Consider the following 26,713-nt stretch of genomic DNA (forward strand, 5'->3'; position numbering starts at 1 on the left):
CTTGTGAACCGGACGGCGGGTCAGCGGACCCAGCCGGTGAGCTGCGCTTGCTGTGCTGCTCACATGAATACTGTCGCCAGCCCGGCTGACACCGGCCTGACGCCGACCTGACATGCCATCTGACACGGAGTTCGGTCTGGTCCCAGTGCGATTCGAAAATCGGGGTTGACCCTCACGCTGCGTGAGGCTCCAGGGTGGGTGCATGAGTGACTACTACAACGCGTTCGAGATGAGTCCCGTGCCCGCTCCCGGCCCGGATGCGGTGGCGCCGGAGCCGTTCCGTGGCATCTATGGAATGCCCGCGTTCGTGACGATCCCCACGAGCGATTTGGCGGAGTCGGTGGACTTCTGGATTCGTGGGCTCGGGTTCATCGAACTGTTCAGCATTCCCGGCAGGCTCGTCCATTTGCGCCGGTGGGCGTTTCAAGACGTACTGCTCATCGCGGCGGCGAGCGTTCCGGAGCAGACACCAGAGATCAGCTTCAGTTTCGCGTGCGTGCTCGACCAGGTCGATTCCCTTGTCGAGGCTTGTCGTGCCTTGCGCCCGAACTCGGTCGATGGCCCACGGGATACTTCCTGGAACACCCGCGATGTGGCGGTGATCACCCCCGAAAACGCACGGATCGTTCTCACCGCGGCCAAGCCCTTCGATCCGGCAAGTCAGGAGGCACGCGACCTTGAAGCCGTCGGGATCACCCCACCGGGCGTCGGTCGCGGCGACAATGCGGAGCATGCCTGATGCCATTGACGCCGATGGCCTGACCGTCGGTCAGGTCTCGACGCGTCTGGGCGTGACAGTCCGCGCGCTGCACCACTGGGATGAGATCGGTCTGGCGCGACCGTCGCTGCGCACGGCCGCCGGATACCGGCTCTACACCGCTGGTGATCTGGAACGCCTACACCGCATCGTCGTCTACCGCGAGATCGGTCTCGGCCTGGACAGGATTCAGGCCATCTTGGACGACTCGACCGCAGACGTGCCCGGCGCATTGCGCGCGCAGCGCACCCAGGTCGCGGCACGGATCGACCGCCTCCAGCAGCTCAGCGCCGGGCTGGATCGGATGATCGATGCCCACGAGCGCGGCCTGCTGCTCACCGTCGAGCAGCAGGCCGCGATCTTCGGCCCCCAGTGGAACCCGGACTGGCCCGCCCAAGCCCGTCAGCGCTACGGAGACACGACGCAATGGCAGCAGTACGCCGAACGCTCAGCCTCTCGCGGTCCGGAGGAATGGCAGGCCATCGCCGACGCCGTCGCCGGCCTCGAACGCGCACTCGGGGATGCGATGGACGCCGGCGTCACACCTGGTAGCCAAGAAGCGAATCGACTCGTCGAGTGGCACCGCGAAGTTTTCGCTTCGTACTTTCCCCTCACCAGGCAGATGCAGGTCTGTCTCGGCCGCATGTTCGAAGCCGATCCGGGGTTCGCTGCCCATTACGACGGCATCCGCGCCGGCCTTGCCACGTGGTTACGTCGAATCGTCGACGCCAGCGCCCGCGCCCACGGCATCGACCCCGACACCGCGAGCTGGCAGTAGAGCGCGGGTCCGGAAGCCCGCACCCCGACATGCCCGTGATCTGGTGCTCGCGGCCATGTGGGGGGTGGGCATCAGGGTGTGATTCCGGTGAGGGAGAGGAATTCTTGGCGGGAGCGGGCGTCTTCACGCAGGGTGCCCAGCAAGGTCGAGGTAACGGTGGTGGCGCCGGTGGCTTGGACGCCGCGCAGGGTCATGCAGGTGTGTTCGGCTTCGATGACGACGCCGACGCCTTGTGGTTGCAGGTGTTCGGCGAGCCAGTCTGCGATCTGTTTGGTGAGTCGTTCCTGGACTTGGGGGCGGTGGGAGAAGTGCTCGACGATGCGGGCGAGTTTAGATAGTCCGAGGATGCGGTCGCCGGGCAGATAACCGACGTGGGCGACCCCGACGAACGGCAGCAGGTGGTGTTCACATACCGAGCGCAACGGGATGCGGCGGGCGAGGACGAGTTCGTCATAGCCCTCTTCGTTGGGGAAGGTTGTCAGGTCGAACGGCCGTGGGGTGAACAGTTCGGCGTAGGCGCGGGCCATCCGCCCGGGAGTGGCACGCAGATGTTCGTCGTCGAGTCCGATACCGAGCGCGGTGAGGAACTCACCGGCGGCACGTTCGGCGGCAGGCATGTCGATGGTGTGGACCGGTTCATGGACAACGCGTAGCGCGGGGCGTGACACGGGCTAGCTCCCACCGACGCCGAGAGCGGTCAACAGCACCAGCACGACGGTGGCGACAGCGAACACACCGTGCCCACCGACGATCGCGACGGGGAAATGCCGTTCGGCCGGAGAATCCTGCGCTGGAGTGGCACGGTCGCGGTAGACCGGAAGCCACCGTGCCAGCATGGTGAAACCGAGCAAGGCGACCGGCACCAGCAGTGCGAACGCGGTCCAGGCCAGCGCGTCGGTGTCGGCGACCAGATACGCGATCCAGACGACGAGCCCGGCGACGGCGAGCAGGAAATGACCGAACACGACTGGCGGTGGCAAATGGGTGGTAGCCGATTGCCGTGTTCCGCCCTTGGTGATCCACGTGCCCAGCAGGACGAACCCACCGGCGGCTGTCGACAACCAGGTGATCAATGCCGCGATGCCCATGATCTGCTCCTCGGAAGTTCGGATCGAATGGTGCAGTGCCGAAATCCGGCGGCCTGGGTGGTTTCGTCGGCCACGCGGACGCCGTAGCGGTAGGCGAGTTTTCCGCCGAGATAGCCGCAGACTGCCAGCGCCGGGCTCACCGGCTGCTTGCCCTGTTGCGGTTCGCCGCTCATCGCACCTCCACACCGGTCCAATAATACCAAAAATTATTGGCGAAATTACTACGTCAGTCAACCCATCACTCATTCTGGGCAGGGACTGGCATTTTCGCCTACTCTGATATCCGTTATCATGGTCTAGTGACCAACGAAGCGGCGATCGGCGCCGTCGCGGTTCTCGATGACGACTCGCGGCGCGGGATGTACTGGTTCATCCGGCGAGCCCGTCGGCCCGTCACCCGGGACGAAGCCGCGGCCGAGGTCGGGATCTCCCGCAAACTGGCCGCGTTCCATCTGGACAAGCTGGTCGACGCCGGACTGCTGCGCGCTCGGTACGAGGCACCTGGGGGCGTTCGCCGCGTCGGGCGAACCCCGAAGGTCTACGAGCCCACCGACGCCGATGTCCGGGTGAGCATTCCCGATCGCCGCTACGAGGTGCTTGCCGAAATCCTGATGGGTGCCGTGCTGAGCGAGCGCGACGAGGAAACAGCGCGCGAGGCGGCGATGCGGGTAGCGCAGCGACGCGGCGAGGAACTCGGCGGCGCCGAGCGGGAACGAACCAGGCCCGGCCGACTGGGGGTCGAGCGCGCTCTGACCCTGATGCAGGGCATGCTCGCCGAACACGGCTTCGAACCCAGCCGCGAAGCGCCGACCTGCGTGCGACTGCGCAACTGCCCTTTTCACCCGCTGGCGACGACCGCCCCCGAGTTGGTGTGCGGTCTGAACCATGCCTTCTGCTCCGGCATACTGACCGGTCTCGGCACCGACAGCGTGCACGCGGTACTCGCACCACGGGAGGGCGAATGCTGTGTCGAAGTGCGCGCGACAACCTGAACCACCGCCGATCCGCAGTTCGACCGATGCCGCGCCGCTTTCCGCCGACCGCGGGGGCACATCGGAGCGTGGCGGCGTTGACGGTATGTCGCCGAAGAACGGCTCGATGTCGTTGCCGATGTGGGCGTACTACTTGCGTCGAACGGGATCGAAGCCGCCCCACAGCTGTCCGGTGGGGCGGGTCAGCCGGTCGGTCAGGCGGAAGCCTCCGGCGCCACGGCGCGGTGACGGACGCGGTCGCTGTCGTATGACTGGAACTGAACCTGCCAGGCGATGGAGCCGTCGGTGCGGTGCCTGGGGGCGGGGGCGAGCATGTGAAGGTGTTCCCTCAGTCGGAAACACTTCGGAATGCGGATCGAGAACCGTCTATCGGCAACAGGGTGACATGAAATCGATGCCTACCGCGGCGAAACACGGTCTTGACTTGGCGTTCTATGGGTGGGCCTAGGAGGACTTGAACCTCCGACCTCTTCGTTATCAGCGAAGCGCTCTAACCGCCTGAGCTATAGGCCCGTACCGATGTCGTCGCGTGAACAACAACGTGTAGAGACTACACAACACCTCTTCACTCAACCAAAACGGCTGGTAGAGGCCCTACTGCCCGTCGCTCGCGGCAGTGGGGGCAGCGTCGGTCGAGGCGCGCCCGGCGGCAGCGTCGGCCGCACTGGACAGCACCAACGGAAACGGCCGGTACCCGCGCCGTGAGAGCGGGTACCGGCCGTCCAGAACGATCTGTGATCAGTCGGGGTCGGCCAAGGTGACCTGGATGCCGCCGACGAGATCGCAGCACTGGTTGTAGATGAAGGTGCCGACAGTGCCGAGCGCGGTGAACAGCACAACGTTGATCAGGCCGATCACGCCCGCGTAGCCGAAGACCGTGCCCGCGTCGATCAGCCCCACCGAGCCGCTGTCCTGGGACACCATGTCGGTGAACGTGTTGTTCAGGCGCTCCCATACGCCCATGCCCTCGAGCACGATGTACAGCAGGCCGACCGCCAGCATCCATACGAAGAACATCGCCACGCTGATGACCAGCGAGATCTTCAGTGTCGACCAGGGATCGATGCGGCGGATCTGCACCGTGGCCCGCAGGGGCTCGCCGGAGGCGACGGCGGCGACCGCGACCGGAACCGCGGGCGAAACCGGCCCGGACTGCGGACCGGGGGCTTCGCTCGGCGGCAGTGGATGCCGGATCTCGGACAGGTCGGGCATGTCCTTGATCAGCTCCGGCCGCGCGATACTGCGGGTGGGCCCGTCGATGCCGACGGACTTCACCATCGCCGCTTCCTTGCGTGCCGCCTTGGCCGCCAGGTCGGCGGTGGTGCGGGCGTTGGACGCCCCGCCACCGAGACCGACCGATCCGCCGCCCGCCGAGTTCGGGCGTCCGGTTACCGGCGCCTGACCAGGGCGGTACAGGTTGGACTGCGGCTCCCGCTGCGGCAGCTGCGACCACCCGTCCTGGTACGGCGACTGCTGCCCGCCGTTCGCGGCACCGACCGGTTGCTTGTCCTCGCTCTCGGGCGCGGACTGCGGGGCTTGATTGTTGATCCGCGCCGTCTTCTGGTCGAAACGGTCCTGGCCGTCACCACCGGGCCCCTGGTCCGGCGCACCTTGCTGCGGCGCGAAATCGCCCTGCTGATCACGCATCTCGGGCGGCTGGGTGTTCGGTTGGTTGCCACCGGGCTGGTTGGCCGGCTGCCCACCCGGGTGCCCGCCGGGCTGCGGCCCACCCGGGTGCCCGCCGGACTGCGGCCCGTTCGGGTGCCCGCCGGACTGCGGCCCATTCGGCTGGCCCTGGAGCCCACCCGGCTGCGGGCCGCCCGGATGGCCGCCGGGCTGCCCGGCGCCAGGGTGCCCGCCAGGCTGACCGCCGCTTTGCGGGCCGCCGCCGGGCTGACCGTTCTCGGCCGAGGCGACCGGCCGTGGGATCGGCCGCGGCGGGATCGGTGACGGTGCGATCCGCTCGGTCACACCGTTCGTCTGGTGCCGCTCGTCATTCGGCTGATTCGGAGTGGTCAATGGGAATCCTTAGATCCGTTCGTTGCCGCCGCTGTTGGGTTACTTCTCGGAGGAGCCGGTGTCGCCGCCGCCGACGATTTGATCGGGATCGGGCTCATCGGCATTGCGCGCGATCGCAAGCAAGGTATCGCCCTCCGCGAGGTTCATCAATCGCACGCCCTTGGTCTGTCGTCCAGCCTTACGAACCTGCTTGGCCGCCGTCCGGATGACGCCGCCACCGGAGGTGATCGCGTACAACTCATCTTCGTCGTCGACGATGAGCGCCCCGACCAGGGTGCCACGTTTCGCGTCGAACTGGATGGTCAATACGCCTTTACCACCGCGGCCCTGCGGAGTGTATTCCTCGATGGCGGTCCGCTTGGCGTAACCGCCGGACGTGGCGACCAGCAGATATGTGCCGTCTCGAACCACATTGAGCGACAACAGTTCATCGCTGTCGTTGAACCGCATGCCCTGCACGCCGGAGGTGGCGCGCCCCATCGGACGCAGCGCTTCGTCGGTGGCCGAGAAGCGGATCGACTGGCCCAGCGCGGAAACCAGGAGCAGGTCCTCTTCGGCCGAGCAGAGCACGGCGCCGACCAATTCGTCCTCGTCGCGCAGGTTCACCGCGACGATGCCGCCGCTGCGGTTGGAGTCGAAATCGGTCAGCTTCGACTTCTTCACCAGGCCGTTCTTGGTGGCGAGCACCAGATACGGCGCGTCGTTGTAGGACTTGATCTGGATGATCTGGGCGATCTTCTCGTCCGGCTGGAAGGCCAGCAGGTTCGCCACGTGCTGGCCGCGGGCGGTGCGGTTGGCCTCGGGCAGCTCGTAGGCCTTGGCACGGTAGACCCGTCCCTTGTTCGTGAAGAACAGCAGCCAGTCGTGCGTCGAGGAGACGAAGAAGTGCTTGACGATGTCGTCCTGCTTGAGGCCGGCGCCCTGTACGCCCTTGCCGCCGCGCTTCTGGCTGCGGTAGAGATCGGTCTTGGTGCGCTTGGCGTAGCCGGTCTCGGTGATCGTGACGACCACGTCCTCGCGCGCGATCAGATCCTCGTCGGCCACGTCGCCGTCCGCCGCGATGATCTTCGTGCGCCGATCGTCGCCGTACTTGTCGACGATCTCCCGCAGCTCGTCGCGGACGATCGCGCGCTGGCGCTCCGGCTTGTCCAGAATGTCCTTGAGGTCGGCGATCTCGAGCTCGATCTTGGCGAGCTCGTCGACGATCTTCTGCCGCTCCAACGCCGAAAGGCGCCGCAGCTGCATGTCGAGGATCGCGGTCGCCTGGATCTCGTCGATGTCCAGCAACCGCATGAGGCCGGTGCGCGCGGTCTCGGTGTCGGCCGAACGGCGGATCAGCGCGATGACCTCGTCCAACGCGTCCAGCGCCTTGACCAGGCCGCGCAGGATGTGGGCCCGTTCCTCGGCCTTGCGCAGCAAGTAGCGGGTGCGCCGCACGATCACGTCGAGCTGGTGGTTGACGTAGTGCCGGATCATCTGGTCCAGCCGCAGGGTGCGCGGCACCCCGTCGACGATGGACAGCATGTTCGCACCGAAGCTGGTCTGCAGCTGGGTGTGCTTGTAGAGGTTGTTCAGCACCACCTTGGCCACGGCATCGCGCTTGACGGTGACCACGATGCGCAGACCGGCGCGGTCGGAGGACTCGTCGTGGATGTCGGAGATGCCCGCGATCTTGCCGTCGCGCACCTGCTCGGCGATCGAGGAGATGAGGTTGTCCGGGTTGACCTGGTAGGGCAGCTCGGTGATCACGATCGTGGTGCGGCCCTTGTTGTCCTCCTCGATCTCGACCACGCCGCGCATGCGGATCGAGCCGCGGCCGGTGGAGTAGGCGTCGTGGATGCCCTGGCTGCCCACGATCAAGCCGTCGGTCGGGAAGTCGGGGCCCTTGACCCGCTCCATACACGCGGCCAGCGTGGCTTCCTCGTCGGCGTCGTAATGCTCCAGCGCCCAGTAGATCGCCTCGGCGACTTCCCTGAGGTTGTGCGGCGGAATGTTGGTCGCCATGCCGACCGCGATACCGCCCGAGCCGTTGATCAGGAGGTTGGGCACCCGGGACGGCAGAACCACCGGTTCCTGCGAGCGGCCGTCGTAGTTCGGCACGAAATCGACCGTCTCGTGGTCGATCTCGCGCAACATCTCCATCGCGATGGGCGTGAGCCTGCACTCGGTGTACCGCATGGCCGCCGGGCCGTCGTTGCCACGAGAACCGAAGTTTCCTTGCGGATCCACCAGCGGGTAACGCAGCGACCACGGCTGCGCCATGCGCACCAGGGTGTCGTAGATCGGTACGTCGCCGTGCGGGTGGTAGTTACCCATGGTCTCGGCCACCGGGCGCGCGGACTTCACGTAACCGCGGTCGGGCCGGTACCCGTTGTCGTGCATCGCGTAGAGGATGCGCCGGTGCACCGGCTTCAGGCCGTCGCGCACATCGGGCAGCGCGCGGCCGACGATCACGCTCATCGCGTAATCGATGTAGCTGTTCTGCATCTCCTGCTGGATATCGACCGGCTCGATGCGCTCGCCGCCGGTCGGGGGCAGGGTGGTGTCGGTCATGAGGTCTCCTGTGTCTTGCGGCTGCTCGGGCGTCCGCCGGGCGTCATGAGCGCCGCAAGATGGTGTAGTGCGGGATCGTGGGTTCGCGCGTCACGAGACGTGCACGGGCTCACAGATCGAGGAAGCGGACATCCTTGGCGTTGCGGGTGATGAAGCTGCGCCGCGCCTCGACGTCCTCGCCCATCAGGACGCTGAACAGTTCGTCGGCCGCGGCCGCGTCGTCCAACGTCACTTGACGCAACAGCCGCACCGCCGGATCCATGGTGGTCTCCCACAGCTCCTTCGGGTTCATCTCGCCGAGACCCTTGTAGCGCTGCACACCGTCGTCCTTGTTGATCTTCTTGCCCGCCGCGAGCCCGGCTTCCAGCAGACCGTCGCGCTCGCGGTCGGAGTAGGCGAACTCCGGCTCGGTGCGCTGCCACTTCAGCTTGTACAGCGGCGGCTGCGCCAGGTAGACGTGACCGTGTTCGACCAGCGGGCGCATGAACCGGAACAGCAGCGTGAGCAGCAGCGTCGAGATGTGCTGACCGTCGACGTCGGCGTCGGCCATCAGCACGATCTTGTGATACCGCAGCTTGCTGATGTCGAACTCGTCGTGGATACCGGTGCCGAAGGCGGTGATGATCGACTGGACCTCGTTGTTCTTGAGGACCTTGTCGATCCGCGCCTTCTCGACGTTGATGATCTTGCCGCGGATCGGCAGGATCGCCTGGTACATCGAGTCACGACCGGACTTCGCCGAGCCGCCGGCGGAGTCACCCTCGACGATGTAGATCTCGGACTTGCTCGGGTCCTTGGACCGGCAGTCGGCCAGCTTGCCGGGCAGACCGCCCAGGTCGGTCGCGGACTTGCGCCGCACCAGTTCGCGAGCCTTCCGCGCGGCGACGCGGGCCTGCGCCGAGGAGACCGCCTTGTTCACGATGGTCTTCGCGTCGGCCGGGTTGGCCTCGAACCAGTGGGTGAGGTGCTCGTTGCAGGTGCGCTGCACGAACGACTTCACCTCGGTGTTGCCGAGCTTGGTCTTGGTCTGGCCCTCGAACTGCGGCTCGCCGACCTTGACGCTCACGATGGCGGCCAAGCCCTCACGGATGTCGTCACCGGTGAGGTTGCCGTCCTTCTCCTTGATGAGCTTCTTGTCCTTGGCGTACTTGTTGACCACCGTGGTCAACGCCGCGCGGAAACCCTCTTCGTGCGTGCCGCCCTCATGGGTGTTGATGGTGTTGGCGAAGGTGTGCACCGACTCCGAGTAACCGGAGTTCCACTGCATCGCCACCTCGAGTTCGTGGCCGGTGCCTTTACCGGTGAACCCGACGACCGAATTGTGGATCGGCTGCTTGGTCCGATTGATGTGACGGACGAAGTCCTCCAGACCACCCGGGTAGTGGTAGGTCCTGGTCTTCACCTTGTGCTCGACGGGCGCACCGCTCTCCGCGGCGTGCTTGGGCGCATCGGCGGTTTCGCTGACCACCTCGTCGATGACCTCGGAGTCACTGACGCGTTCGTCGGTGAGCTTGATGGTCAGCCCCTTGTTCAGGAACGCCATCTCCTGCAGCCTGCGGGCCACCGTCTCGAAGTTGAAGGTCGTGGTCTCGAAGATCTCGGGATCCGCCCAGAAACGGATGGTCGTGCCGGTCTGCTTGGTCGGCTCACCCTGGGTCAGCTTGCCGGGGATGGCGTCCTTGTAGGTCTGGCTCCAGTGGTACCCGTCCCGGTCGATCTCCGCTTCCAAGCGGGTCGACAGCGCGTTGACCACGGAGATACCGACGCCGTGCAGACCACCGGATACCGCGTAGGAATCCGAGTCGAACTTGCCACCCGCGTGCAGTTGGGTCATGACGACCTCGATGGTCGGGACACCCTGGGCGTGCATCGCCACGGGGATGCCACGACCGTCGTCGACCACTTCGACGCCGCCGTCGGCCAGCAGGGTGACCTCGACCTTCGTCGCGTACCCGGCCATCGCCTCATCGACGGAGTTGTCGACGACCTCCCAGATCAGGTGGTGCAGACCACGCTCGCCGGTGGAGCCGATGTACATGCCCGGACGCTTGCGGACCGCCTCGAGCCCCTCGAGAACCGTAATGGAGGAGGCACCGTAGTCCTGCTTCCCGGTCGCTCTGGTCGAACCCGATGCGTTGGAGTCTTTGGCAGCCACTGGTCGGTAGCTCTCCTTACTTGCTGATCCCGGCATAGAGCGATCGGACAGCGCACGTGAGCCCTGATCATGTCTGCTCGAGAGATAGGGTCCACGCGCGGACTGTGCGGAACGCGCCGAAGGTATCGCCGCTAGTTACGTCACCATCCTACTGGTACACCCAACTTACAACCCACCTCCGACACCCCTCACAGCGCCGTGGATGCGAGAAATCGGATTCCGGCGACTCGGTTCCGCCTTCCGGCGGTTTTGATCCATCAGAATTGGGCTGAGAGATGCGTTGGCGGGGTCCCCTGTCGGCGGCCGTCGCGGATCAGCGCGCGGCGTCGATCCGATCGATGAAGGCGGCGGTGTGGCGCGCCAACTCCGCCGGATGCGAGATCGGCGACCAGTGCCGCGCCGGAATCTCGACCCGGGTCAAACGTCGTACCCACCGGTCGGCTTCGGCGTTCGCCACCGGCCGCACGGCACGGTCACCGGTGGCGACGATCAGCTGGACGGGCACTTCGATCGGACGCGGCCGCGGATGACGCAGGTGGGGCCGTATATTCGCGCGGTAGAGCTTCAGGCTGTTGATCATATCGGTGCGCAGCGTCGGCGCCGTCTCCACCAGCGCGGGATCCAGGCCGTCGAAGAATGCGAGGAAGCGCGGCCAGCGGCCGGACAGCAGCCGCAGCACCGGATCCGGCACTCTCGGGATCTGGAACGCAACGGTGTATGCAGAGGCAGCGGCTTGGGCGAGAGCGCCACGCAGCCGCGCCGGGGTGAGCGGGCCACGCAGATAAGCGCCGAGGAAGTTTAGATTCGGCCCGGAGACCGAGGTGAACGACGCGATCACGGAAGCGGCGTCAGCGGCGGCGGCCGCCTCCCATCCGATCACCGAGCCCCAGTCGTGTCCGAGTACGTGCACTCGCTCGCCCGGCGCGACCGCGTCGATGACCGCACGAACATCCGCCGCGAGCTCTTCGATCCGATACGCCTCGACCGCTGTCGGCGCCGAACTGTCACCTACACCCCGGTTGTCGAAGGCGATCACGCGGTGCCGACCGCCGAGCAGGGCCGCGACCCGGCTCCACAACAGATGAGTGTCGGGCCAACCATGGATGAGCAGCACCGGCACACCCTCGGGATTGCCGCACTCGTAGACCGCGAGTTCGACGTCGCCCCGGCGAACCGACCGGGTCGCGGCAGCCGAAAATGGTCCGACCGATGTGGTGATCGCCATGGAAACCCTTCCGCCCGGACGATTCGGCACCGGAGGCGCGAGCCCGGAGGCGCGACGTCGTGCCGAAACGTTCCACGTGAAACGCCGATTTCGGATAAACGTAACACCAGGTATCAGATACTTCTCGGATAGGTCATCCGTAGGTGTCGCGCGGTCCTCGGCCTCTGATATGCCGCTCGCCCTTGCGCCAGCTCGGCGCGGCGGGCCCCGAGATCTTCAGAGACGTCACCACGCCCTGTCCGACCGCGGCGTTGATCTTCGCGAGGATCTGGCCCTGCAGCATCCGCAGCTGGGTCGCCCACGCGGTCGACTCGGCGGAGATGCTCAGGACGCCCTCCTTCAAGGTGACGGGTGTGGCGTGCGCGGCGATGTCCTCACCGACCACCTTCGACCAGCGACCGAAGACCATGCCCTCGGCCACCTTGTTCGACCATCCACGGTTCTTGGCGATGGAGCCGGCCAGCTTGGACAACGGCTGTGGATCGCGGTCGTCCGGGCCCGCGCCCGACCATCCGGTGCGCCTGCGCACGCCGGGCCGCAACCTACGCTGGGGTGAGGAACGACCCTGACCGACAGCTTTACCACTCGCCCGTGCCGCGGCGCGCGCTTCCTCCAGGGCACGCCGCGCCAGGTCGATTCCGCGCAATTCGGGTTCCGAACCTGCGGATTCGGACTCCACGGGCTGATCGCTCATCGCCCCTCTCCCTTCGCGGCAGTACCTTGTCCCCAGCTTCGATCAAGTTGTCCCCAGCCTGCGCCGAAGGTTGCCGGGGGCGAGAAATCTCTGCACGAAGCGCCGAGATGGCTGACGAGACCACCTTCTCGCCGCCCAGAAGGGCGAATTCCTCCACTAGATCGGCTACTTGCTTGACAGTTGCTGAATCGAGTGCGGCGGCATCGCCCACCAGGGTCGGACAAGTTTTCCACAGGTGTTGGGGAATCGGTTTCAGCTGTTGAGAACTCGTCGTTCCCGACGAGTGGTCACTGTAGTGGACCTGGGCGGCGGATGCGGAGGCGCGGATCGCCTGTCCATTCCGCCTGTGGATAGCTACGGCGGCCAGGATTCGGTCGAGCCGGTGACCGGATCATCTTGCCTTTCGGATGTCGGCCACGCGGCCTCGTCGTTCGGCTGTTCGCCACCGAGATCGCCGCTGCCAGGCGAGTCTTGCGCGAGTATCCGGGACACACGGCCTTCGGGAGCGCCGGCGGTTTCGACTCGCAGCGGCACGGCGGCCAGCTCGGCCGGCACGTCCTCCGGTACGGCCGCCGTGATCAGCACTTGCTCCGCGCCCGCGGCGACGGCCGCCAGGGCAGCGCGGCGACGACGATCGAGCTCGGCGAACACGTCATCGAGCAGCAGCACCGGTTCGGCGCCGGTCGCGCGCAGCAGTTCGAACGCACTCAACCGCAGGGCCAGCGCGAACGACCAGGACTCGCCGTGACTGGCGAACCCCTTCGCGGGGGAATCCCCGAGCAGGAGGTCCAATTCGTCGCGATGCGGGCCGACCAGGCACACCCCGCGGTCGAGTTCCCTCGGCCGGGCGGCGGCGAGTTCGCGCAGCAGGATCGCCTCCAGTTCCCCAGCGTCCTCCGGGCCCGGTGGTCTGGCCGGATCCAGGAACTCCGGGGGCAGCGCTGCGCTGCGATAGGCGATCGAGGCGGGCCGCGACTCGGGAGCGATCGAAGCATAGGAATGGGTGAGATACGGCGCGAGATCGTGCACCAGGCGCAGCCGCTGGGCAAGTAGAACGGAGGCATGTGCGGCGAGGTGTCCGTCCCACACGTCGAGGGTGCTCAGATCCGTCTTCGACCTGGCTTGCCGACCGGCGGTTTTCAGCAGCGCCGAGCGTTGGCGCAGTACCCGGTCGTAGTCGCCGCGGACGGCGGCCAGTCTGGGCAGGCGGGTTGTGCACAACTCGTCCATGAACCGGCGGCGCTCTCCGGGATCACCGCGGACCAGTGCGAGATCCTCGGGCGCGAACAGCACCGTTTGCAGGATCCCCAGTATTTCCCTGGTCCGGCGGACCGGCGAGCGGTTGATCTGTGCGCGATTGGCGCTGCCCTGATTCAGCTCGATGTCGATGCGCAGTTCGCGGCCGGTGTTGACCACCGTGGCGCCGATCCGAGCCCGCGCGGTACCGGTCCGGATCAGCGGCGCCTCCGTGGCGACACGATGTGACCCGAGGGTGGCCAGGTAGCCGATCGCTTCCAGCAGGTTTGTCTTACCGTTGCCATTCGATCCCAAGAAGACGGTGCGACCTGGGGATAATTCGAGTTCCGCATGCTCCCACGAGCGGAAGTCACGCAGCGACAGAGCTCGGACGAACATCCGCTATCGCGCCCCTGCCTGGGCCGAAGCGGACATTTCCGCCGATCGGTACATCGCGACCGCGCCGGTCACTGTTCGTGCGGCGTGCGGTCTCCTTGTGGAACACCTGTGGATAAAGCGTGACCCCAGCTGCGCGGGAACAGAACTCCGCGACGTCGCTGGGGATTTTCCGGCGGCATGGTCGCGCACCCGCGCCGGACCACGCGGCGCGGATCCGCACGATATCCGATCATGCACAGGCGATCAGCCCGGCAGCCGGACCGGCATCAGCAGATAGATGTACGGGCTCGACAGCGCCGCGAACGTCCCGGAGTCGAGCACCTCGGGCTCGTCTTCGGACGCAGGCAGCAGCACGGCGGGCCTGCTCGGCGTGGTGAATCCGAAGGTGACCCGGTCGGCATGCAGTGCGGACAAGCCGTCGACGAGATAACCGGGGTTGAACGCGATGGTGAGCGATTCACCGCGGAAATCGGCCTCCAACCACTCTTCGGCCCGGCCCGCGTCGTCTCCGCCCGCGGACAACAGCAGGCCGTCGGAAGAGAACTCCAGCCGCACCTGAGCGCCCCGTTCGGCGACCAGCGCGACGCGCTTGATCGCGTCGGTCAGCGTGGCGACGGCGAGGGTGGCGATCGAGGTGTGTTCCTTGGGAAGCAACTGGCGGAACTTGGGGAATTCCGCATCGAGCAGCCGGGTGGTGGTCCGGCGGCCCGCGTTCACGATGCCGAGCAGGCCGTCCGCCCCCGCACCGGTGCCCAGGGACAGCTGGACGGGCGCGTCGGAGGGTCCGAGCGTCTTGGCGGCTTCCGAGAGCGTCCTGGCCGGTATGAGCACCGAAGTCTCGATGTCGGCGCGCGCGGGCTGCCATTCGATGTGCCGGACGGCGAGGCGGAACCGGTCGGTGGCCGCGAGCACGACCTGCGATCCCTCGATCTCCACCCGGATACCGGTCAGCATGGGGAGGGTGTCGTCGCGGCCCGCTGCGACGGCGACCTGGCCGACGGCTTCGGCGAAGACATCCACACTCAGCTCACCGGTCTGCTGCGGCACCTCGGGCAGCTGGGGATAGTCCTCGACCGGCATGGTCGGCAGCGAGAACTTCGCGCTGCCACAGGCGATCAGTACGCGGGTGCCGTCCACCGAGACGTCGACGGGCTTGTTGGACAGCGCCTTGGTGATGTCGGCAAGCAGACGACCGGAGACGAGCACCTTGCCGGGCCCCGCGACCTCGGCCGCGACCCGCACCTGCGCGGAGACCTCGTAGTCGAAGCCGGAGACGGTCAGACCGTCCTCATCGGCGACCAGCAGCACACCGCCGAGCACCGGAACCGGAGGCCTGGACGGAAGACTGCGCGCCACCCAGGCGACGGACTCGGCGAAATCCTCGCGGGCGACCCGAAACTTCATGCTTGCAAGCTCCATCGCCCGATCTGTCCTCTCCCGGTTCCGTGATCTGTTGTCGGCTCGTCAGTGTCGGTGCTCGAAAGGGTCCTGCCGAATCGGCCGCCTTCGCAGTCTGGCACAGGCGACCGACATCAAACCGTACCCGCGCGCGGGGCGTGCACCTAGCCCGACCCTCCGGCGCCACGAATGGCCGCGTCCTGAGCACCGCCGGAGAGGCCGGTGACAGCGGGAGGCGGCGGGTATCTCGCGAAGTGGCGGGTATACCCCGATCGCCCTGTGGGACAGACAGGACCGAGTCTCGTGCCGCTGTCGTCCTTGCGGGAATCCGGGGTGGTTCGGAAGGTGCGTCGCTCGATCGACTTTCCACACACCCTGTTTTGAAGAGAGATCTCTAATGAGAAGAACTGAAGTAGTAGTAGGCACTGTGGATTCTGTGGACTGCGGCCGAATCCGCTGCTCAGGGGGCGTGGTGCCGTGGGGATGGCCAGGGGGTGTCTCGAGGATGAACACCCGGCGTCTGTGGAGGCTTCCCGGTTGTCCTCGAGTCATCCTCGAGCGCTCCTCGAGTTGTTCCACCGGATTCACCCAGTTGTTCACACATGTGCACGAAACCGTGGACAGCTCGAGGAATCCTCGAGGACTCCACACGGACTCCTCGAGGATTCCACAAGGCCAGATCCGGACACCCTGCTGGTCAGCGGGTGTGTGCAAACCAGCCTGGGGAAACTGTTCATAACGGGCTGTGAGGAAACTCGAGCACGCGCTCGCCCCGGCCTGTGAGCGAATCGGTGGACAAACCAGCGTTTCCTCGAGGACTCCACAAGGATTCCTCGAGGAATCCACAGCCCACAAAAAAGCACCGCCCCAGGTCAGGGGCGGCGCTGGGGTGTGGATACCGCTCAGCGGGAGCGCTGTTTGATTCGGGCTGTGAGTTCCTGCACCTGGTCGTAGACGCGGCGTCGCTCGGTCATCTCCTTGCGCACCTTCTTCTCCGCGTACATCACCGTGGTGTGGTCGCGGCCGAACGCCTGCCCGATCTTCGGCAGCGACAGGTCGGTGAGTTCGCGGCACAGGTACATGGCGATCTGCCTGGCCTGGGCCAGCGGCCGCGCTTTGCCGGGACCGGTGAGTTCTTCCAGCGTGGTGTTGAAGTACTCCGCCGTGACCGCCATGATCGTGGCGGCATTGATCTCCAGCGCCGCGGTATCCGGCATCAGATCGCGTAGCACCACCTCGGCCAGCGGAAGATCCAGCGGCTGACCGTTCAACGAGGCGAACGCGGTCACCCGGATCAGCGCGCCCTCCAACTCCCTGATGTTGCGCTCCACCCGGCTGGCGATCAGCTCCAGCACGTCGTGCGGCACATCGAGCCGGTCCATCCGCGCCTTCTTGCGCAGGATGGCGATGCGTGTCTCCAGCTCCGGCGGCTGTACGTCGGTGATCAGTCCCCATTCGAACCGCGTCCGCAGCCGCTCCTCCAGCGTGGCCAACTGTTTGGGCGGACGATCCGAGGAGACGACGATCTGTTTATTCGCGTTGTGCAGGGTGTTGAAGGTGTGGAAGAACTCCTCTTGGATGCCTTCCTTGCCTTCGATGAACTGGATGTCGTCGACCAGCAGGATGTCGGTCTCGCGGTAACGCCGCTTGAACGCGACCTTCCGGTCGTCGCGCAGGCTGTTGATGAAGTCGTTGGTGAACTCTTCGGTCGAAACGTACTTGACCCGCATACCCGGGAAGAGCCGCTGTGCGTAGTGGCCGGCCGCGTGCAGCAGGTGCGTCTTGCCCAAGCCAGAGGCCCCCCAGACGAACAGCGGGTTGTACGCGCGGGCAGGTGCTTCGGCGATGGCGACGGCCGCTGCGTGCGCGAAGCGATTGGACGCGCCGATGACGAACGTTTCGAAGGTGTACTTCGCGTTCAAGCTGGCCGAGGACGTCGACGGAGCGGGCGACTCCTGCGACTTGGCGAAGTAGGTGGGCCAGGAGTTGCGCACGTTCACCACGGGCTCGTCGTCGTGATCGCCGCGCTGGTGGTCACCGACCGGCTCGCGCACCGAATCGTGTGCCAGGCCGGTGTCGTCGTCGAGGGTTTCGCGCACAGGGGCACGATGGGGGCCGCGCATAGCGCCCGGGGACGGTTCGGGATTGAACAGCGACTCCTGCCCCGGCGGGGTGGCAGGCTCTCGTCGCGGCGGAAGTCCGGGTTCTCGGCGCGGTGCTACGTCCGGCGGGGACATCGTGGGCAACTCGCCGGTCTGGGAATACTCGCCGCGCGGAGGGTAGTCGGCACGGGCGTACTCCGACTGGCGGTACTCCTCCGGCGGCGCGAAGTCCTGCCCGTAGTCGGCGCTCGGGTAATCCGAGCCGTCGTTATACGCGGATGCGGGCGTGAAGTCGGCGGGCTGTGCATAACGCGGCCCCGGGTAGGCGTCGCGGCCGGGGAAGTCCGAACCCGGGTAGGCGGCGGGCGCCCGGCCTTCGCGTGGGCGCTCGGGCCTGCTCGTCATCCGCGCGTGCCGGGGAGTGTTGCTCTGCCGGTCGACGGTGGGGGTGGTCGGGGCGGCGATGCGGACGCCGAGTCCTTCCACCTGGGGGCCGAGCCGACGAGCCAGGGAACGGAGGATGGGCTCGCGCAGATCGCGTTCGATGGCCTCTTGGGCCAACGACGAGGGTACCGAGAGCAGGGCGAACCCCTGTGCGACTGTCAGCGGCTTGACCAGCTTCAGCCAAGCCTGCTGTGCTCGGGTCACCGGCGGAATGGCACCGTCCGATGAGCCGGTGGTCAGCTCGGTGACAACCTCGGGCCATACGGTGGCCAGCACGTTCTGCTCGTCGTCCATGCAGTTTCCTCCCCGGAGTAGGTCGATAGGAGCAGACGGCCGGGGCACGCATGAAGTGTGATTCTCGGGGGTCGGTCCCGTGATCCTGCGTACGTCCGTAACCGGTTCGGACGCTGCCCGGGTCCCCCATCTGGACAGCGGCTCGGCACCGTCGGCCCTACGAATATGCCACTCCAGGGGTCTTTCCACACAATTATCCACAGATGTGGAGAACCCTGGGGAACTGGAGAACGCGTATACGCGGGAGGGCGGCAACGCCGCGACCTGCGCTTCTGTAGCAATCGTCTGGCTACGTACCCTGGTGGCCGAGGTGTGCGATGGCTAGGGGTGTGGACGAACTCACGGTCATGGGAGTACGCCTGACCGGACCGCGCCGATTCTGCCTGGTCATCGGCTCCGGCGCGAAAGGTGGGGCGAGTTTGACCCGTCACGGGCCGATCAGTACCCTCGTACAGTCACCCCTTGGTGCGGTGGCGGTCCTGTGCTGACCGCGTTTAGGTCGTGATCGACCGACTGTGCGCCAGGACCGACACGCGCCGATGATGACCAGACTTGCGATTCATTGCGCAATACACGTATCACCGACAAGCTTCGGGCACTACCTGGTGCCCGCCTACTCGAGGAGTGTTGACCGTGGCCAAGGGCAAGCGGACGTTCCAGCCGAACAACCGTCGTCGGGCGCGGGTTCACGGCTTCCGCCTCCGGATGCGTACCCGTGCGGGTCGCGCCATCGTCTCGGCGCGTCGCCGCAAGGGCCGCGCTTCCCTCACTGCCTGATCCTCGCTCTCGGACGCTCGGGTGTTGCCTGAGCCGTATCGGTTGCATCATCGTGCCGACTTCTCCCGGACGGTGCGCCGCGGCCAGCGAATCGGGAGGCGTGATCTGGTCGTGCATGCGCTCGCACACGGGTATGACGGAGTCGTGGGCGCGAATGGACGACATGATCAGGTCCCGGACGATGTGCTGGTCCGCGTAGGTGGACCCCGTTTCGGGTTGATCGTCAGCAAGGCGGTGGGCAACGCGGTGATTCGACACCGCGTGGCCCGCCGCCTGCGTCATATGTGCGCCCAGGTGGTGGACGAAGTGCCACCCGGAACCGATGTTGTGATCCGGGCGCTCCCTGGCGCCGCTACGGCGTCGTCGGAGGACCTGCTGCGCCAGCTGCGCACCGCACTGCGCAAGCTCCGCGTCGGCGCCGAGGCGGGCGTGCCGACGGGTGGTCCGGCATGAGCCTCTCGGCGAAGCTCGCCCGACTGCCCGCGAACGCGCTGATCTTTTTGATCGAGCTGTATCGGACCTACGTCTCCCCCACCCGCATGCCGGTGTGCCGATTCACCCCGACCTGTAGCGAGTACGCCGTTACCGCCTTGCGCAGTCGGGGCCTGTTCATCGGGCTGGTATTGACGGTCGTGCGCTTGGCGAAATGCGCGCCCTGGCACCCTGGTGGGTGGGACCCCGTCCCGGAGCGGAAGCGGAGCACACTGCGCGCCGAGCCGGCGGACGGGGCAGCGACCGATGTGGCGTCGCAGGAATCGAGCCTGCCCGCCGGACCACGGTCGGAGCCGAACGCTTGTAAAGGATCGCCGCACGCGGTGATCGGCGACACGAACGACGGGAGTGCATAGAGCCGTGCTCGACTTCATTTATTACCCGGTGTCCTGGATCCTCTGGTTCTGGCATCGAGTCTTCGGGTTCGCGTTCGGCGCGGACAACGGTCTCACCTGGGCGCTGGCCGTGGTGTTCCTGGTGTTCACCCTGCGTCTGGTGCTCTACAAGCCGTTCGTCAAGCAGGTGCGCACCACCAGGCAGATGCAGGAGCTGCAGCCGCAGATCAAAGAGCTGCAGAAGAAGTACAAGAACGACCGCCAGAAGATGGCGCTCGAGATGCAGAAGCTGCAGAAGGAGAACGGCTTCAACCCGCTCATGGGTTGCTTGCCGATCCTTGCGCAGGTACCGGTCTTCCTCGGACTCTTCCACGTGCTGCGGTCGTTCAACCGGACCGGCCACGGCTTCGGACAGCTGGGCCTGACGCCCGAGCAGAACGCGAACACCGCGAACTATGTGTTCAGCGCCGCCGACGTCCAGTCTTTCCTGAGCGCCCGCATCTTCGGCGCGCCGATCTCGGCGTTCATCACCACACCGGTCGCCGAGTTGCAGGCCTTCGCCGACTACGGCGGTGTGCCGAGCCGGTTGAGCATCGCGCTCGTCGCGATCCCCTTGATGGTCATCGCCGGTCTGGCCACCCACTTCAACGCACGCGCTTCCGTGGCGCGGCAGACGCCGGAAGCGGCGGCCAACCCGCAGGCTGCGATGATGAACAAGCTCGCGCTGTGGGTGTTCCCGCTCGGCGTGCTCGTCGGTGGTCCGTTCCTGCCGATCGCCATCCTGCTCTACTGGGTCGCCAACAACATCTGGACTTACGGGCAGCAGCACCTCGTCTTCGGGCGCATGGAGAAGGAAGACGAAGCCAAGAAGCAGGCGAAGCTGGAGCAGCGCGCGCAGAACGCGCCGAAGCCCGGCGCCAAACCCGTCAACGTGAAGAAGAAGCCCGCTCCTACCGCCGCTGCTGACACCGCGTCGGACGACGACAGTGCCGCCCCGTCGACGAATGGCACCGCTAAGCCGTCCAAGCAGGCCGCAGGCCCACGCCGTCCGGCAGGCCAGAAACGACCGGGCAACCGGGGCAGGGCGAATCAGAAGCGCAGGCGCTGACCACACGATGGGTGGCTCGAGCCGCCCACCTCGATCGCTGAGCAACCCCCTTGATCGCGAGTACCGCCCGGCGGCGATTGCCCGGCGCGCGCGATGAGCAGATGAAGGAAATCAAATGACTGTTGAGACCGACGGAGGGGACGCCACCGTGGCGACGACGATGGCGAATGACGGAGCGGACACCGGCGATGTCGTGAGTGATACCGAGGAGGCGCTGATCGAGGAAGGCGAGATCGCCGGCGACTACCTCGAGCAATTGCTCGACGTCCTCGACTTCGACGGTGACATCGATCTCGACGTGGAAGGCGACCGCGCTGTCGTGAGCATCGACGGCGGGCGCGACTTGACGAAACTCGTCGGACGCGATGGCGAGGTGCTCGACGCCTTGCAGGAGCTGACTCGCCTCGCCGTCCAGCAGGCGACCGGAGTGCGCAGCCGGCTGATGCTGGACGTGGCGGGCTGGCGGGCCAAGCGGCGATCGGAGCTGAGCGAACTCGGCGCGGCTGCGGCGCAGCGCGTGCTCGAATCCGGTGAGCCGGAGTCGCTGGCGCCCATGACCCCCTTCGAACGCAAGATCGTGCACGACGCGGTGGCCGCCGTGGCGGGCGTGAGTAGCGAGAGCGAAGGCGTGGAACCGAATCGGCACGTGGTGGTCGTTCCCGGCTGAGCGTCTGCTCGAAGCGGACGGTGTGTTTCGCTGCCCGGATGGGTAGTGGTTGGATAGGGCCTCTGGTCTTTCGGACCGGGGGCCTTGTTCGTGTCCGAAGCCCGATTGCTCGCTCGTAGATCGACCCGAGTTCGGAAGGATGTTTCACGTGGAACGAGATCTCGGTGGAACGGCCGCGGTGCCCGCGGAATCGGAGCCACCCGCGTCGGCGGCCACCGTTTTCGGCGACCGACTCGATCTCGCGCGTCGATATTGCACGGCGCTCGCGACCGCGGGCGTAGAGCGGGGACTCATCGGCCCACGTGAGGTGCCTCGCCTCTGGGACCGCCACATCCTCAACTGCGCGGTTCTCGGAGAGTTGATCGCCGAGGGCGCCTCCGTGGTGGATATCGGCAGTGGCGCGGGCTTGCCCGGTATCCCGCTTGCGATCGCGCGACCGGACCTCCGGATCACCCTGGTGGAACCACTGCTGCGCCGAACCATCTTCTTGAGCGAGTTCATCGAGTCGATCGGATTGGACGTGACCGTTGTGCGCGGGCGCGCCGAACAATCCGGGGTGATGAAGGAAGCTGGTGGATCGGACGTGGTCACGTCGCGCGCGGTGGCCCCACTCGGGAAGCTAGCCCAGTGGTCGCTCCCCCTCCTCCGCGACCACGGGCACATGCTCGCGCTCAAGGGTGCCAGCGCGACAGAGGAATTGGAACGCGATGGCGACGCACTGGCGAAAGCCGGAGCGGGCAATGCGGTGGTATTGGAATGTGGCGTCGGGCTGGTGTCCCCGCCCACCATGGTGATCAGCGCCGAGCGGCTCCCTCGCGCCGAGCGGACTTCCCGTCGGCGCGCCGAGCGAGCGGTAGAGCGCGGAGCGAAGACGACGGGTGAAACCGCGGCGACGGAGCGTGGGCGTACCAAGCGTGCCACTCGTAAGTCCAAATAGCAGCTCGTCCGAGCAGGCTCGAGGATTGGACCTTGGGACCCGTAGTCGTTTCGTCACTCTGACGGAATGGTGAGCGGGACGCGGTGGAACGGTAATCGCCGAGCGCTGACGAATCCGGTTTCCAACCCACGTCGGTGATGAATGCTGGTCGAATCCTGTCGCGAGATGGTTGCCGCCGCTGTGGAGCTGAACTGGCGAGGGTAGGTGATGCGCCCCGCCGAGCATTCCGAGCATTCCGAGCATTCCGCGCATTCCGCTTCAGGACCACTGCGGCGCAGCGGAGCTCACATCCGGGGACATCCGCGGGACATCCGGGGTGCGGTAGCGACGGTTCCCCGCAGCGTCTTGTTTCACGTGAATCGGTGTTCAGCGTCTATCGCCGCGACTTTCAGTCGAACTCATAAACTCAGCCCATCTACTTCTCCGCGCACTCTCGCCTGGAGTCGGAGCGCGGCGCACCCATCTTTTCCTGCGCTTCGCCTCTGACCCCCGCGCTGCGGACGGGCCGCACAGTGACGCGCACTGCACCGGCGAGGTCGCTCGCCGTCAATCACCTGTGATTGAGGAAATCTCGATCTGCTGCCCGCGCGGGCCTCACGCGGTACTGAAGATGCCGTACAAGCCACTCGGGTGACGAGGAGATTCGGCAGCGGGTTGAGGCGTGCGGAAGCGCCGCTTGCTTGGTTCTGGTGCGGAGCGAAGGGGCTCGCCCCTGCGGCCGCGGCACCGCTGCCATTCAACGTTTCACGTGAATCAACGCCCCCGGCTTACGTGGGGCAGCAGCGAGCACTCAGAGCTCTATCTCGGGATGCGCCGCGCGCGGACTGAGACCATCGTCGGCAGAGAGGCACTTCTGGATGTGAGCGCCTACCTGCCGGGAATGCCGCATGCTTCACGTGAATCAAGCTCCCGTCGTGGGTGTCGAATCACCGTTCTGCTTAACAACGAACGATGGGCACCGGGCTAGGAAGTAGGTCGGTAGTCTCGTCGGCCCCACGGCCCCACGGCCCCACGGCCCCACGGCCCCACGGCCCCACGGCCGCCGGCACACGAGCTGCGAGCAGGCCGGATAGGGGCAGATTGGTGATTGTGTGCGCCGCAGCTGTAAAGCGTGGGGTGCAAAGTGAAGCCGTGCCCGGCGATGCACGCGGCGATGTAGGCGTGCGGCGATGTACGCGTTCGGGCCGCGCGTGACTGTGTAAGCAGGGCCGGGAAGGTGAGCGCCGCTGGGCTGGGAGCCAGTTCGCGCATTGCATGATTCACGTGAAACATCCCTGGGTCGTGTTCCTGATCAAAGGCCGCCACACCTCTGCCCTGACGCTCGGCAGCTGCCGTGCCACGGACGAGCTCTCGGTGTCCCCGCGCGTCGGATACCGGATAGCTACGGGGAATGGCGGTTTGGTCGGCAGTCATATGCACCTCCGGTTCACGCTTTCCGTCATTGCTCGTGGGCACCGGACTCGGTCGCGTCGCAGATGACGAACAGGAGTCGCGTCCGGCGCAGTACAGCTCACGCGGTGGCTGACGGCAAGACAGCCAAGAGAATCACGAACGTCGCCTTCTACGTTCGGGAACCGCCGCACGCCTGGAAACCGTGCAGGGCTGTGTAATCAACCGGCCCGGACTGTCGGTTCCTGTCGGGTCAGGGCGATGTTTCATGTGAAACAACGGGCGCGGCGAGGTGAATTCATGCGGATTTGCGTGTCGCTCTGCGCCTCGCCGCGATTCAGCTTTCTTAAAGCGCTCAGTGCTGGCAAGCTAGTGTGCGTCGGGCGTGAGCGTAGATGCCACGGAGGAATCTGGTTGTCACAGCGGCGAGGAGCTCCGCTCGGTCGATCGGGCGCTGCGAACCCGGTTGTGCATCGTGTTCGATCCGACAAAGGCTGTTGCAGACACGGCGCCGACCCGTCCCTCGCGCGCACGTGTTCTGAAAGTTTCTCGGGTTAGGAGCTGTCTATGTCGAGCGGTCCGGCGAATGTTTCACGGGAAACGGCGTCGCGCGTGCCGGGGATGCTGGACTCCAGCAATTTCGACACGGAGGCATTCGGAAGCACACCGTTCGGGCACATCTCGCCTAGTGAGACCCCGATAGCCGCCGAAGCCCAGCGTGCAAGTCAAGTCCTCCATCCAGGAAAGGTGACTGTGCCGAAACCGCACGAGCAACGCATCATCACGATCGCCAATCAGAAAGGCGGCGTCGGCAAGACAACCACCGCCGTGAATCTGGCGGCCGCCCTGGCGCATCAGGGGATGACGGTTCTCGTGATCGATCTCGATCCGCAGGGCAACGCCAGTACCGCTCTGGGGATCGAACACCATTCTGGCGTCCCCTCCAGTTACGAGTTGCTCATCGGCGAGGTCTCGGTCAAGGACGCGATCAAGACGAGTCCGCACAGCGAGCGACTCCTGTGCATCCCCGCGACCATCGACCTGGCAGGCGCCGAGATCGAACTGGTGTCGATGGTGGCCAGGGAAGGGCGGCTGAAAGCCGCGATCCAAGAGGCGAATATCGCCGGATACGACATCGATTACGTGATGATCGATTGCCCACCTTCGTTGGGGCTGCTGACGGTCAACGCACTCGTCGCGGCGAAGGAGGTGCTGATTCCGATCCAGTGCGAGTACTACGCGCTGGAAGGCGTCGGGCAGTTGCTTCGCAACATCGGCTTGGTGCAGGCGCACTTGAATCCGGAACTCCATGTCTCGACCGTGATCCTCACGATGTACGACGGGCGCACCAAGCTGGCTGACCAGGTTGCCGAGGAAGTCCGCGGACACTTCGGTGACGTCGTGTTGCGGTCGGTGATTCCGCGCAGCGTCAAGGTGTCCGAGGCGCCGGGTTACGGCATGACGGTGCTCGATTATGATCCAGGCTCCCGGGGCGCGATGAGCTACCTGGATGCCGGACGCGAGATGGCGGCCCGTGCGGTGGCCCCGCACGCCGCCGCTACGAAGTCGGCGGAGTGACTCGGCCGGCCGAGTCGATGCTCGGCACAGTCCGGTTTGGCGGAACGAGGAAGGGGTCGGTAGACCGATGAGTCAGGCGAAGAAGGGTGGGCTCGGGCGCGGACTCGCCGCGCTGATCCCGACGGCACCGACGGCATCACCGGGCCTCAGCAGTGCTGCCGCGAGTGTCATCGGTTTGGATCCGGTCGGGCCGCAGCCCCCCTCCACCTACCTGCATCGGGTACCCGATCCCGCCGAGAATGCCGAACTCGAGGCAGGCGGCGCGGTCTACCGGGAGATCCCGCCGGACCTGATAGAGCCGAATCCGAAGCAGCCGCGGACGATCTTCGAAGAGGACGCACTGGCCGAGCTGGTGCATTCGATCCGCGAATTCGGTCTGATGCAGCCGATCGTGGTACGACGCACCGAACCGGGCGTGGACCGATATCAACTGGTAATGGGAGAGCGGCGCTGGCGGGCCTGTCAGGAGGCCGGCCTGGCGACCATTCCCGCGATCGTCCGGGAGACCGCGGACGAATCGATGCTGCGCGACGCCCTGCTGGAGAACATCCACCGGGTGCAGCTGAATCCGCTCGAAGAGGCGGCAGCCTACCAGCAGCTGCTGGAAGAATTCGATGTCACGCACGAGGAATTGGCAGCCCGAATCGGTCGCTCTCGCCCGGTTGTGACGAATATGATCCGTCTACTGAAGTTGCCGATCCTGGTGCAGCGCCGGGTCGCGGCGGGCGTACTGTCCGCCGGGCACGCGCGAGCACTGCTCGGTCTCGAGGCAGGTGCGGAGGCTCAAGAGGCGCTCGCCACCCGAATCGTCGCCGAGGGTCTCTCGGTCCGGGCTACCGAGGAAGCCGTCATGCTGGCGAACCGAGAGCAGGCCGCGGCCGCGCCCTCCCCCGTCGCCCGTCGTAAGCCGATCGAGATGCCGGGTCTGAAGGCCGTGGCCGATCGGTTGTCCGGCTCCTTCGACACCCGGGTACTCGTGAGCATGGGTAAGCGCAAAGGCAAGATCGTCGTCGAGTTCGGGTCGGTCGAAGACCTCGAACGAATCGTCGCCCTGATGGAGCAGAACACACCCGATGTGCGACAGAAGTGACGAATTGTAACTTGTGGTTCCAATAGGTGCGGCTTCCCGGCCGAAACGTCACTGTGACGGCTTGGGTTCGCGCGGCCGTGGAGCGTGAGCCGCTCCCCGGCGCAGCAACACAAGTTCTTCTGACCAACAGCACAGCGACATGGAATGAGGCGGGTTTCCCTTGATCGCTTATTCTTGCTGGCGAGCAAACTTTGATGCGACGTGAG

23 protein-coding genes and 1 tRNA gene are annotated in these 26,713 nt (G+C 66.0%); 12 read left to right on the forward strand and 12 right to left on the reverse strand.

The features are described from left to right. The first annotated feature begins 202 nt into the window (after positions 1-202). Positions 203-739, forward strand: coding sequence for a VOC family protein (locus GVY39_RS09200; RefSeq protein ID WP_159922208.1), 537 nt, complete (start codon positions 203-205; stop codon positions 737-739). Beyond that, positions 732-1,535, forward strand: coding sequence for a MerR family transcriptional regulator (locus GVY39_RS09205; RefSeq protein ID WP_159922206.1), 804 nt, complete (start codon positions 732-734; stop codon positions 1,533-1,535). Before GVY39_RS09200 ends, GVY39_RS09205 begins: the two co-directional genes overlap by 8 nt. Before the next feature lie 71 nt (positions 1,536-1,606). On the opposite strand, the gene folE is transcribed toward GVY39_RS09205, so the two are convergent. From folE to GVY39_RS09220, 3 genes are read right to left on the reverse strand one after another with little or no spacing between them, the layout of a single operon-like run. After that, positions 1,607-2,152, reverse strand: a complete 546-nt coding sequence (folE, locus tag GVY39_RS09210) for a GTP cyclohydrolase I FolE (protein WP_223521677.1) — start codon at positions 2,150-2,152, stop codon at positions 1,607-1,609. Between the two features lie 54 nt (positions 2,153-2,206). Then, positions 2,207-2,623, reverse strand: coding sequence for a hypothetical protein (locus GVY39_RS09215; RefSeq protein ID WP_159922202.1), 417 nt, complete (start codon positions 2,621-2,623; stop codon positions 2,207-2,209). Then, positions 2,605-2,796 (reverse strand): hypothetical protein, encoded by a 192-nt coding sequence (locus GVY39_RS09220; protein ID WP_159922200.1) that lies wholly within the window; start codon positions 2,794-2,796, stop codon positions 2,605-2,607. Before GVY39_RS09220 ends, GVY39_RS09215 begins: the two co-directional genes overlap by 19 nt. A 126-nt stretch (positions 2,797-2,922) precedes the next feature. On the opposite strand from GVY39_RS09220, the gene GVY39_RS09225 reads away from it, so the two are divergent. Beyond that, positions 2,923-3,615, forward strand: coding sequence for a metalloregulator ArsR/SmtB family transcription factor (locus tag GVY39_RS09225; RefSeq protein WP_159922198.1), 693 nt, complete (start codon positions 2,923-2,925; stop codon positions 3,613-3,615). Between the two features lie 439 nt (positions 3,616-4,054). Here the strand turns inward: GVY39_RS09225 and GVY39_RS09230 are convergent. Further along, positions 4,055-4,128: transfer RNA gene (locus GVY39_RS09230), tRNA-Ile, on the reverse strand. Positions 4,129-4,353: 225 nt separating this feature from the next. Then, the gene (locus GVY39_RS09235) at positions 4,354-5,262 is read right to left on the reverse strand and encodes a DUF3566 domain-containing protein (protein WP_159922196.1); all 909 of its coding nucleotides are present in this window, start codon (positions 5,260-5,262) and stop codon (positions 4,354-4,356) included. Between the two features lie 21 nt (positions 5,263-5,283). Between GVY39_RS09235 and GVY39_RS35225 the strand changes: the two genes are divergently transcribed. Beyond that, positions 5,284-5,565: a hypothetical protein gene (locus tag GVY39_RS35225; protein ID WP_159922194.1), complete on the forward strand. Its 282-nt coding sequence runs from the start codon at positions 5,284-5,286 to the stop codon at positions 5,563-5,565. 108 nt (positions 5,566-5,673) lie between these two features. On the opposite strand, the gene gyrA is transcribed toward GVY39_RS35225, so the two are convergent. From gyrA to dnaA, 7 genes are all read right to left on the reverse strand, one after another. Then, entirely contained in the window at positions 5,674-8,187 is a 2,514-nt protein-coding gene (gyrA, locus tag GVY39_RS09245) for a DNA gyrase subunit A (RefSeq protein ID WP_159922192.1), read from the reverse strand. A 109-nt stretch (positions 8,188-8,296) separates the two neighbouring features. Further along, positions 8,297-10,342: a DNA topoisomerase (ATP-hydrolyzing) subunit B gene (gene gyrB / locus GVY39_RS09250; protein WP_159922190.1), complete on the reverse strand. Its 2,046-nt coding sequence runs from the start codon at positions 10,340-10,342 to the stop codon at positions 8,297-8,299. 313 nt (positions 10,343-10,655) lie between these two features. Continuing rightward, complete coding sequence (locus GVY39_RS09255) at positions 10,656-11,567, reverse strand: alpha/beta fold hydrolase (RefSeq protein ID WP_159922188.1); 912 nt, start codon at positions 11,565-11,567, stop codon at positions 10,656-10,658. A gap of 133 nt (positions 11,568-11,700) precedes the next feature. Further along, positions 11,701-12,261 carry a DUF721 family protein gene (locus tag GVY39_RS09260; RefSeq protein ID WP_159922186.1) on the reverse strand — a complete coding sequence of 187 codons (561 nt, stop codon included), beginning with the start codon at positions 12,259-12,261 and terminating at the stop codon, positions 11,701-11,703. A gap of 354 nt (positions 12,262-12,615) precedes the next feature. After that, positions 12,616-13,896 carry a DNA replication/repair protein RecF gene (gene recF, locus GVY39_RS09265; RefSeq protein WP_159922184.1) on the reverse strand — a complete coding sequence of 427 codons (1,281 nt, stop codon included), beginning with the start codon at positions 13,894-13,896 and terminating at the stop codon, positions 12,616-12,618. Between the two features lie 243 nt (positions 13,897-14,139). After that, complete coding sequence (gene dnaN / locus GVY39_RS09270; protein ID WP_159922182.1) at positions 14,140-15,315, reverse strand: DNA polymerase III subunit beta; 1,176 nt, start codon at positions 15,313-15,315, stop codon at positions 14,140-14,142. Positions 15,316-16,196: 881 nt separating this feature from the next. Next, positions 16,197-18,134, reverse strand: a complete 1,938-nt coding sequence (gene dnaA, locus GVY39_RS09275; RefSeq protein ID WP_159922180.1) for a chromosomal replication initiator protein DnaA — start codon at positions 18,132-18,134, stop codon at positions 16,197-16,199. 633 nt (positions 18,135-18,767) lie between these two features. Between dnaA and rpmH the strand changes: the two genes are divergently transcribed. The 8 genes from rpmH to GVY39_RS09315 all read left to right on the forward strand — a co-directional run bounded on the left by rpmH (position 18,768) and on the right by GVY39_RS09315 (position 26,507). Next, positions 18,768-18,911: a 50S ribosomal protein L34 gene (gene rpmH, locus GVY39_RS09280; protein ID WP_006550910.1), complete on the forward strand. Its 144-nt coding sequence runs from the start codon at positions 18,768-18,770 to the stop codon at positions 18,909-18,911. Positions 18,912-18,932: 21 nt separating this feature from the next. Then, complete coding sequence (gene rnpA, locus GVY39_RS09285; RefSeq protein WP_159922178.1) at positions 18,933-19,364, forward strand: ribonuclease P protein component; 432 nt, start codon at positions 18,933-18,935, stop codon at positions 19,362-19,364. Continuing rightward, a complete protein-coding gene (gene yidD, locus GVY39_RS09290; protein ID WP_159922176.1) occupies positions 19,361-19,759 on the forward strand; it encodes a membrane protein insertion efficiency factor YidD in 399 nt (132 codons plus the stop codon). The genes rnpA and yidD overlap by 4 nt, the downstream gene beginning before the upstream one ends. Positions 19,760-19,763: 4 nt before the next feature. Beyond that, positions 19,764-20,846: a membrane protein insertase YidC gene (gene yidC, locus GVY39_RS09295; protein ID WP_159922174.1), complete on the forward strand. Its 1,083-nt coding sequence runs from the start codon at positions 19,764-19,766 to the stop codon at positions 20,844-20,846. 160 nt (positions 20,847-21,006) lie between these two features. After that, positions 21,007-21,513 (forward strand): protein jag, encoded by a 507-nt coding sequence (locus GVY39_RS09300; protein WP_159922520.1) that lies wholly within the window; start codon positions 21,007-21,009, stop codon positions 21,511-21,513. A 139-nt stretch (positions 21,514-21,652) separates the two neighbouring features. After that, on the forward strand, positions 21,653-22,450 hold the full coding sequence (rsmG, locus tag GVY39_RS09305; RefSeq protein WP_159922172.1) for a 16S rRNA (guanine(527)-N(7))-methyltransferase RsmG: 798 nt from the start codon (positions 21,653-21,655) through the stop codon (positions 22,448-22,450). 2,010 nt (positions 22,451-24,460) lie between these two features. Then, the gene (locus tag GVY39_RS09310; protein WP_223521673.1) at positions 24,461-25,417 is read left to right on the forward strand and encodes an AAA family ATPase; all 957 of its coding nucleotides are present in this window, start codon (positions 24,461-24,463) and stop codon (positions 25,415-25,417) included. Between the two features lie 67 nt (positions 25,418-25,484). Beyond that, complete coding sequence (locus tag GVY39_RS09315) at positions 25,485-26,507, forward strand: ParB/RepB/Spo0J family partition protein (protein ID WP_159922169.1); 1,023 nt, start codon at positions 25,485-25,487, stop codon at positions 26,505-26,507. Positions 26,508-26,713: the final 206 nt, after the last annotated feature.

Source organism: Nocardia sp. CY15, from assembly GCF_009829295.1.
In the GTDB taxonomy this organism is placed as follows: Bacteria; Actinomycetota; Actinomycetes; order Mycobacteriales; family Mycobacteriaceae; genus Nocardia; species Nocardia sputi.

Bases quoted from the DNA above. Each gene is read 5' to 3' on its own strand.
- GVY39_RS09200 (WP_159922208.1), top strand. From the start codon at position 203: ATGAGTGACTACTACAACGCGTTCGAGATGAGTCCCGTGCCCGCTCCC.
- GVY39_RS09205 (WP_159922206.1), top strand. From the start codon at position 732: ATGCCTGATGCCATTGACGCCGATGGCCTGACCGTCGGTCAGGTCTCG.
- folE (WP_223521677.1), bottom strand. From the start codon at position 2,152: ATGCCTGCCGCCGAACGTGCCGCCGGTGAGTTCCTCACCGCGCTCGGT.
- GVY39_RS09215 (WP_159922202.1), bottom strand. From the start codon at position 2,623: ATGGGCATCGCGGCATTGATCACCTGGTTGTCGACAGCCGCCGGTGGG.
- GVY39_RS09220 (WP_159922200.1), bottom strand. From the start codon at position 2,796: ATGAGCGGCGAACCGCAACAGGGCAAGCAGCCGGTGAGCCCGGCGCTG.
- GVY39_RS09235 (WP_159922196.1), bottom strand. From the start codon at position 5,262: ATGCGTGATCAGCAGGGCGATTTCGCGCCGCAGCAAGGTGCGCCGGAC.
- gyrA (WP_159922192.1), bottom strand. From the start codon at position 8,187: ATGACCGACACCACCCTGCCCCCGACCGGCGGCGAGCGCATCGAGCCG.
- GVY39_RS09255 (WP_159922188.1), bottom strand. From the start codon at position 11,567: ATGGCGATCACCACATCGGTCGGACCATTTTCGGCTGCCGCGACCCGG.
- GVY39_RS09260 (WP_159922186.1), bottom strand. From the start codon at position 12,261: ATGAGCGATCAGCCCGTGGAGTCCGAATCCGCAGGTTCGGAACCCGAA.
- recF (WP_159922184.1), bottom strand. From the start codon at position 13,896: ATGTTCGTCCGAGCTCTGTCGCTGCGTGACTTCCGCTCGTGGGAGCAT.
- dnaN (WP_159922182.1), bottom strand. From the start codon at position 15,315: ATGGAGCTTGCAAGCATGAAGTTTCGGGTCGCCCGCGAGGATTTCGCC.
- dnaA (WP_159922180.1), bottom strand. From the start codon at position 18,134: ATGGACGACGAGCAGAACGTGCTGGCCACCGTATGGCCCGAGGTTGTC.
- yidD (WP_159922176.1), top strand. From the start codon at position 19,361: ATGAGCCTCTCGGCGAAGCTCGCCCGACTGCCCGCGAACGCGCTGATC.
- GVY39_RS09300 (WP_159922520.1), top strand. From the start codon at position 21,007: ATGGCGAATGACGGAGCGGACACCGGCGATGTCGTGAGTGATACCGAG.
- rsmG (WP_159922172.1), top strand. From the start codon at position 21,653: ATGTTTCACGTGGAACGAGATCTCGGTGGAACGGCCGCGGTGCCCGCG.
- GVY39_RS09310 (WP_223521673.1), top strand. From the start codon at position 24,461: ATGCTGGACTCCAGCAATTTCGACACGGAGGCATTCGGAAGCACACCG.
- GVY39_RS09315 (WP_159922169.1), top strand. From the start codon at position 25,485: ATGAGTCAGGCGAAGAAGGGTGGGCTCGGGCGCGGACTCGCCGCGCTG.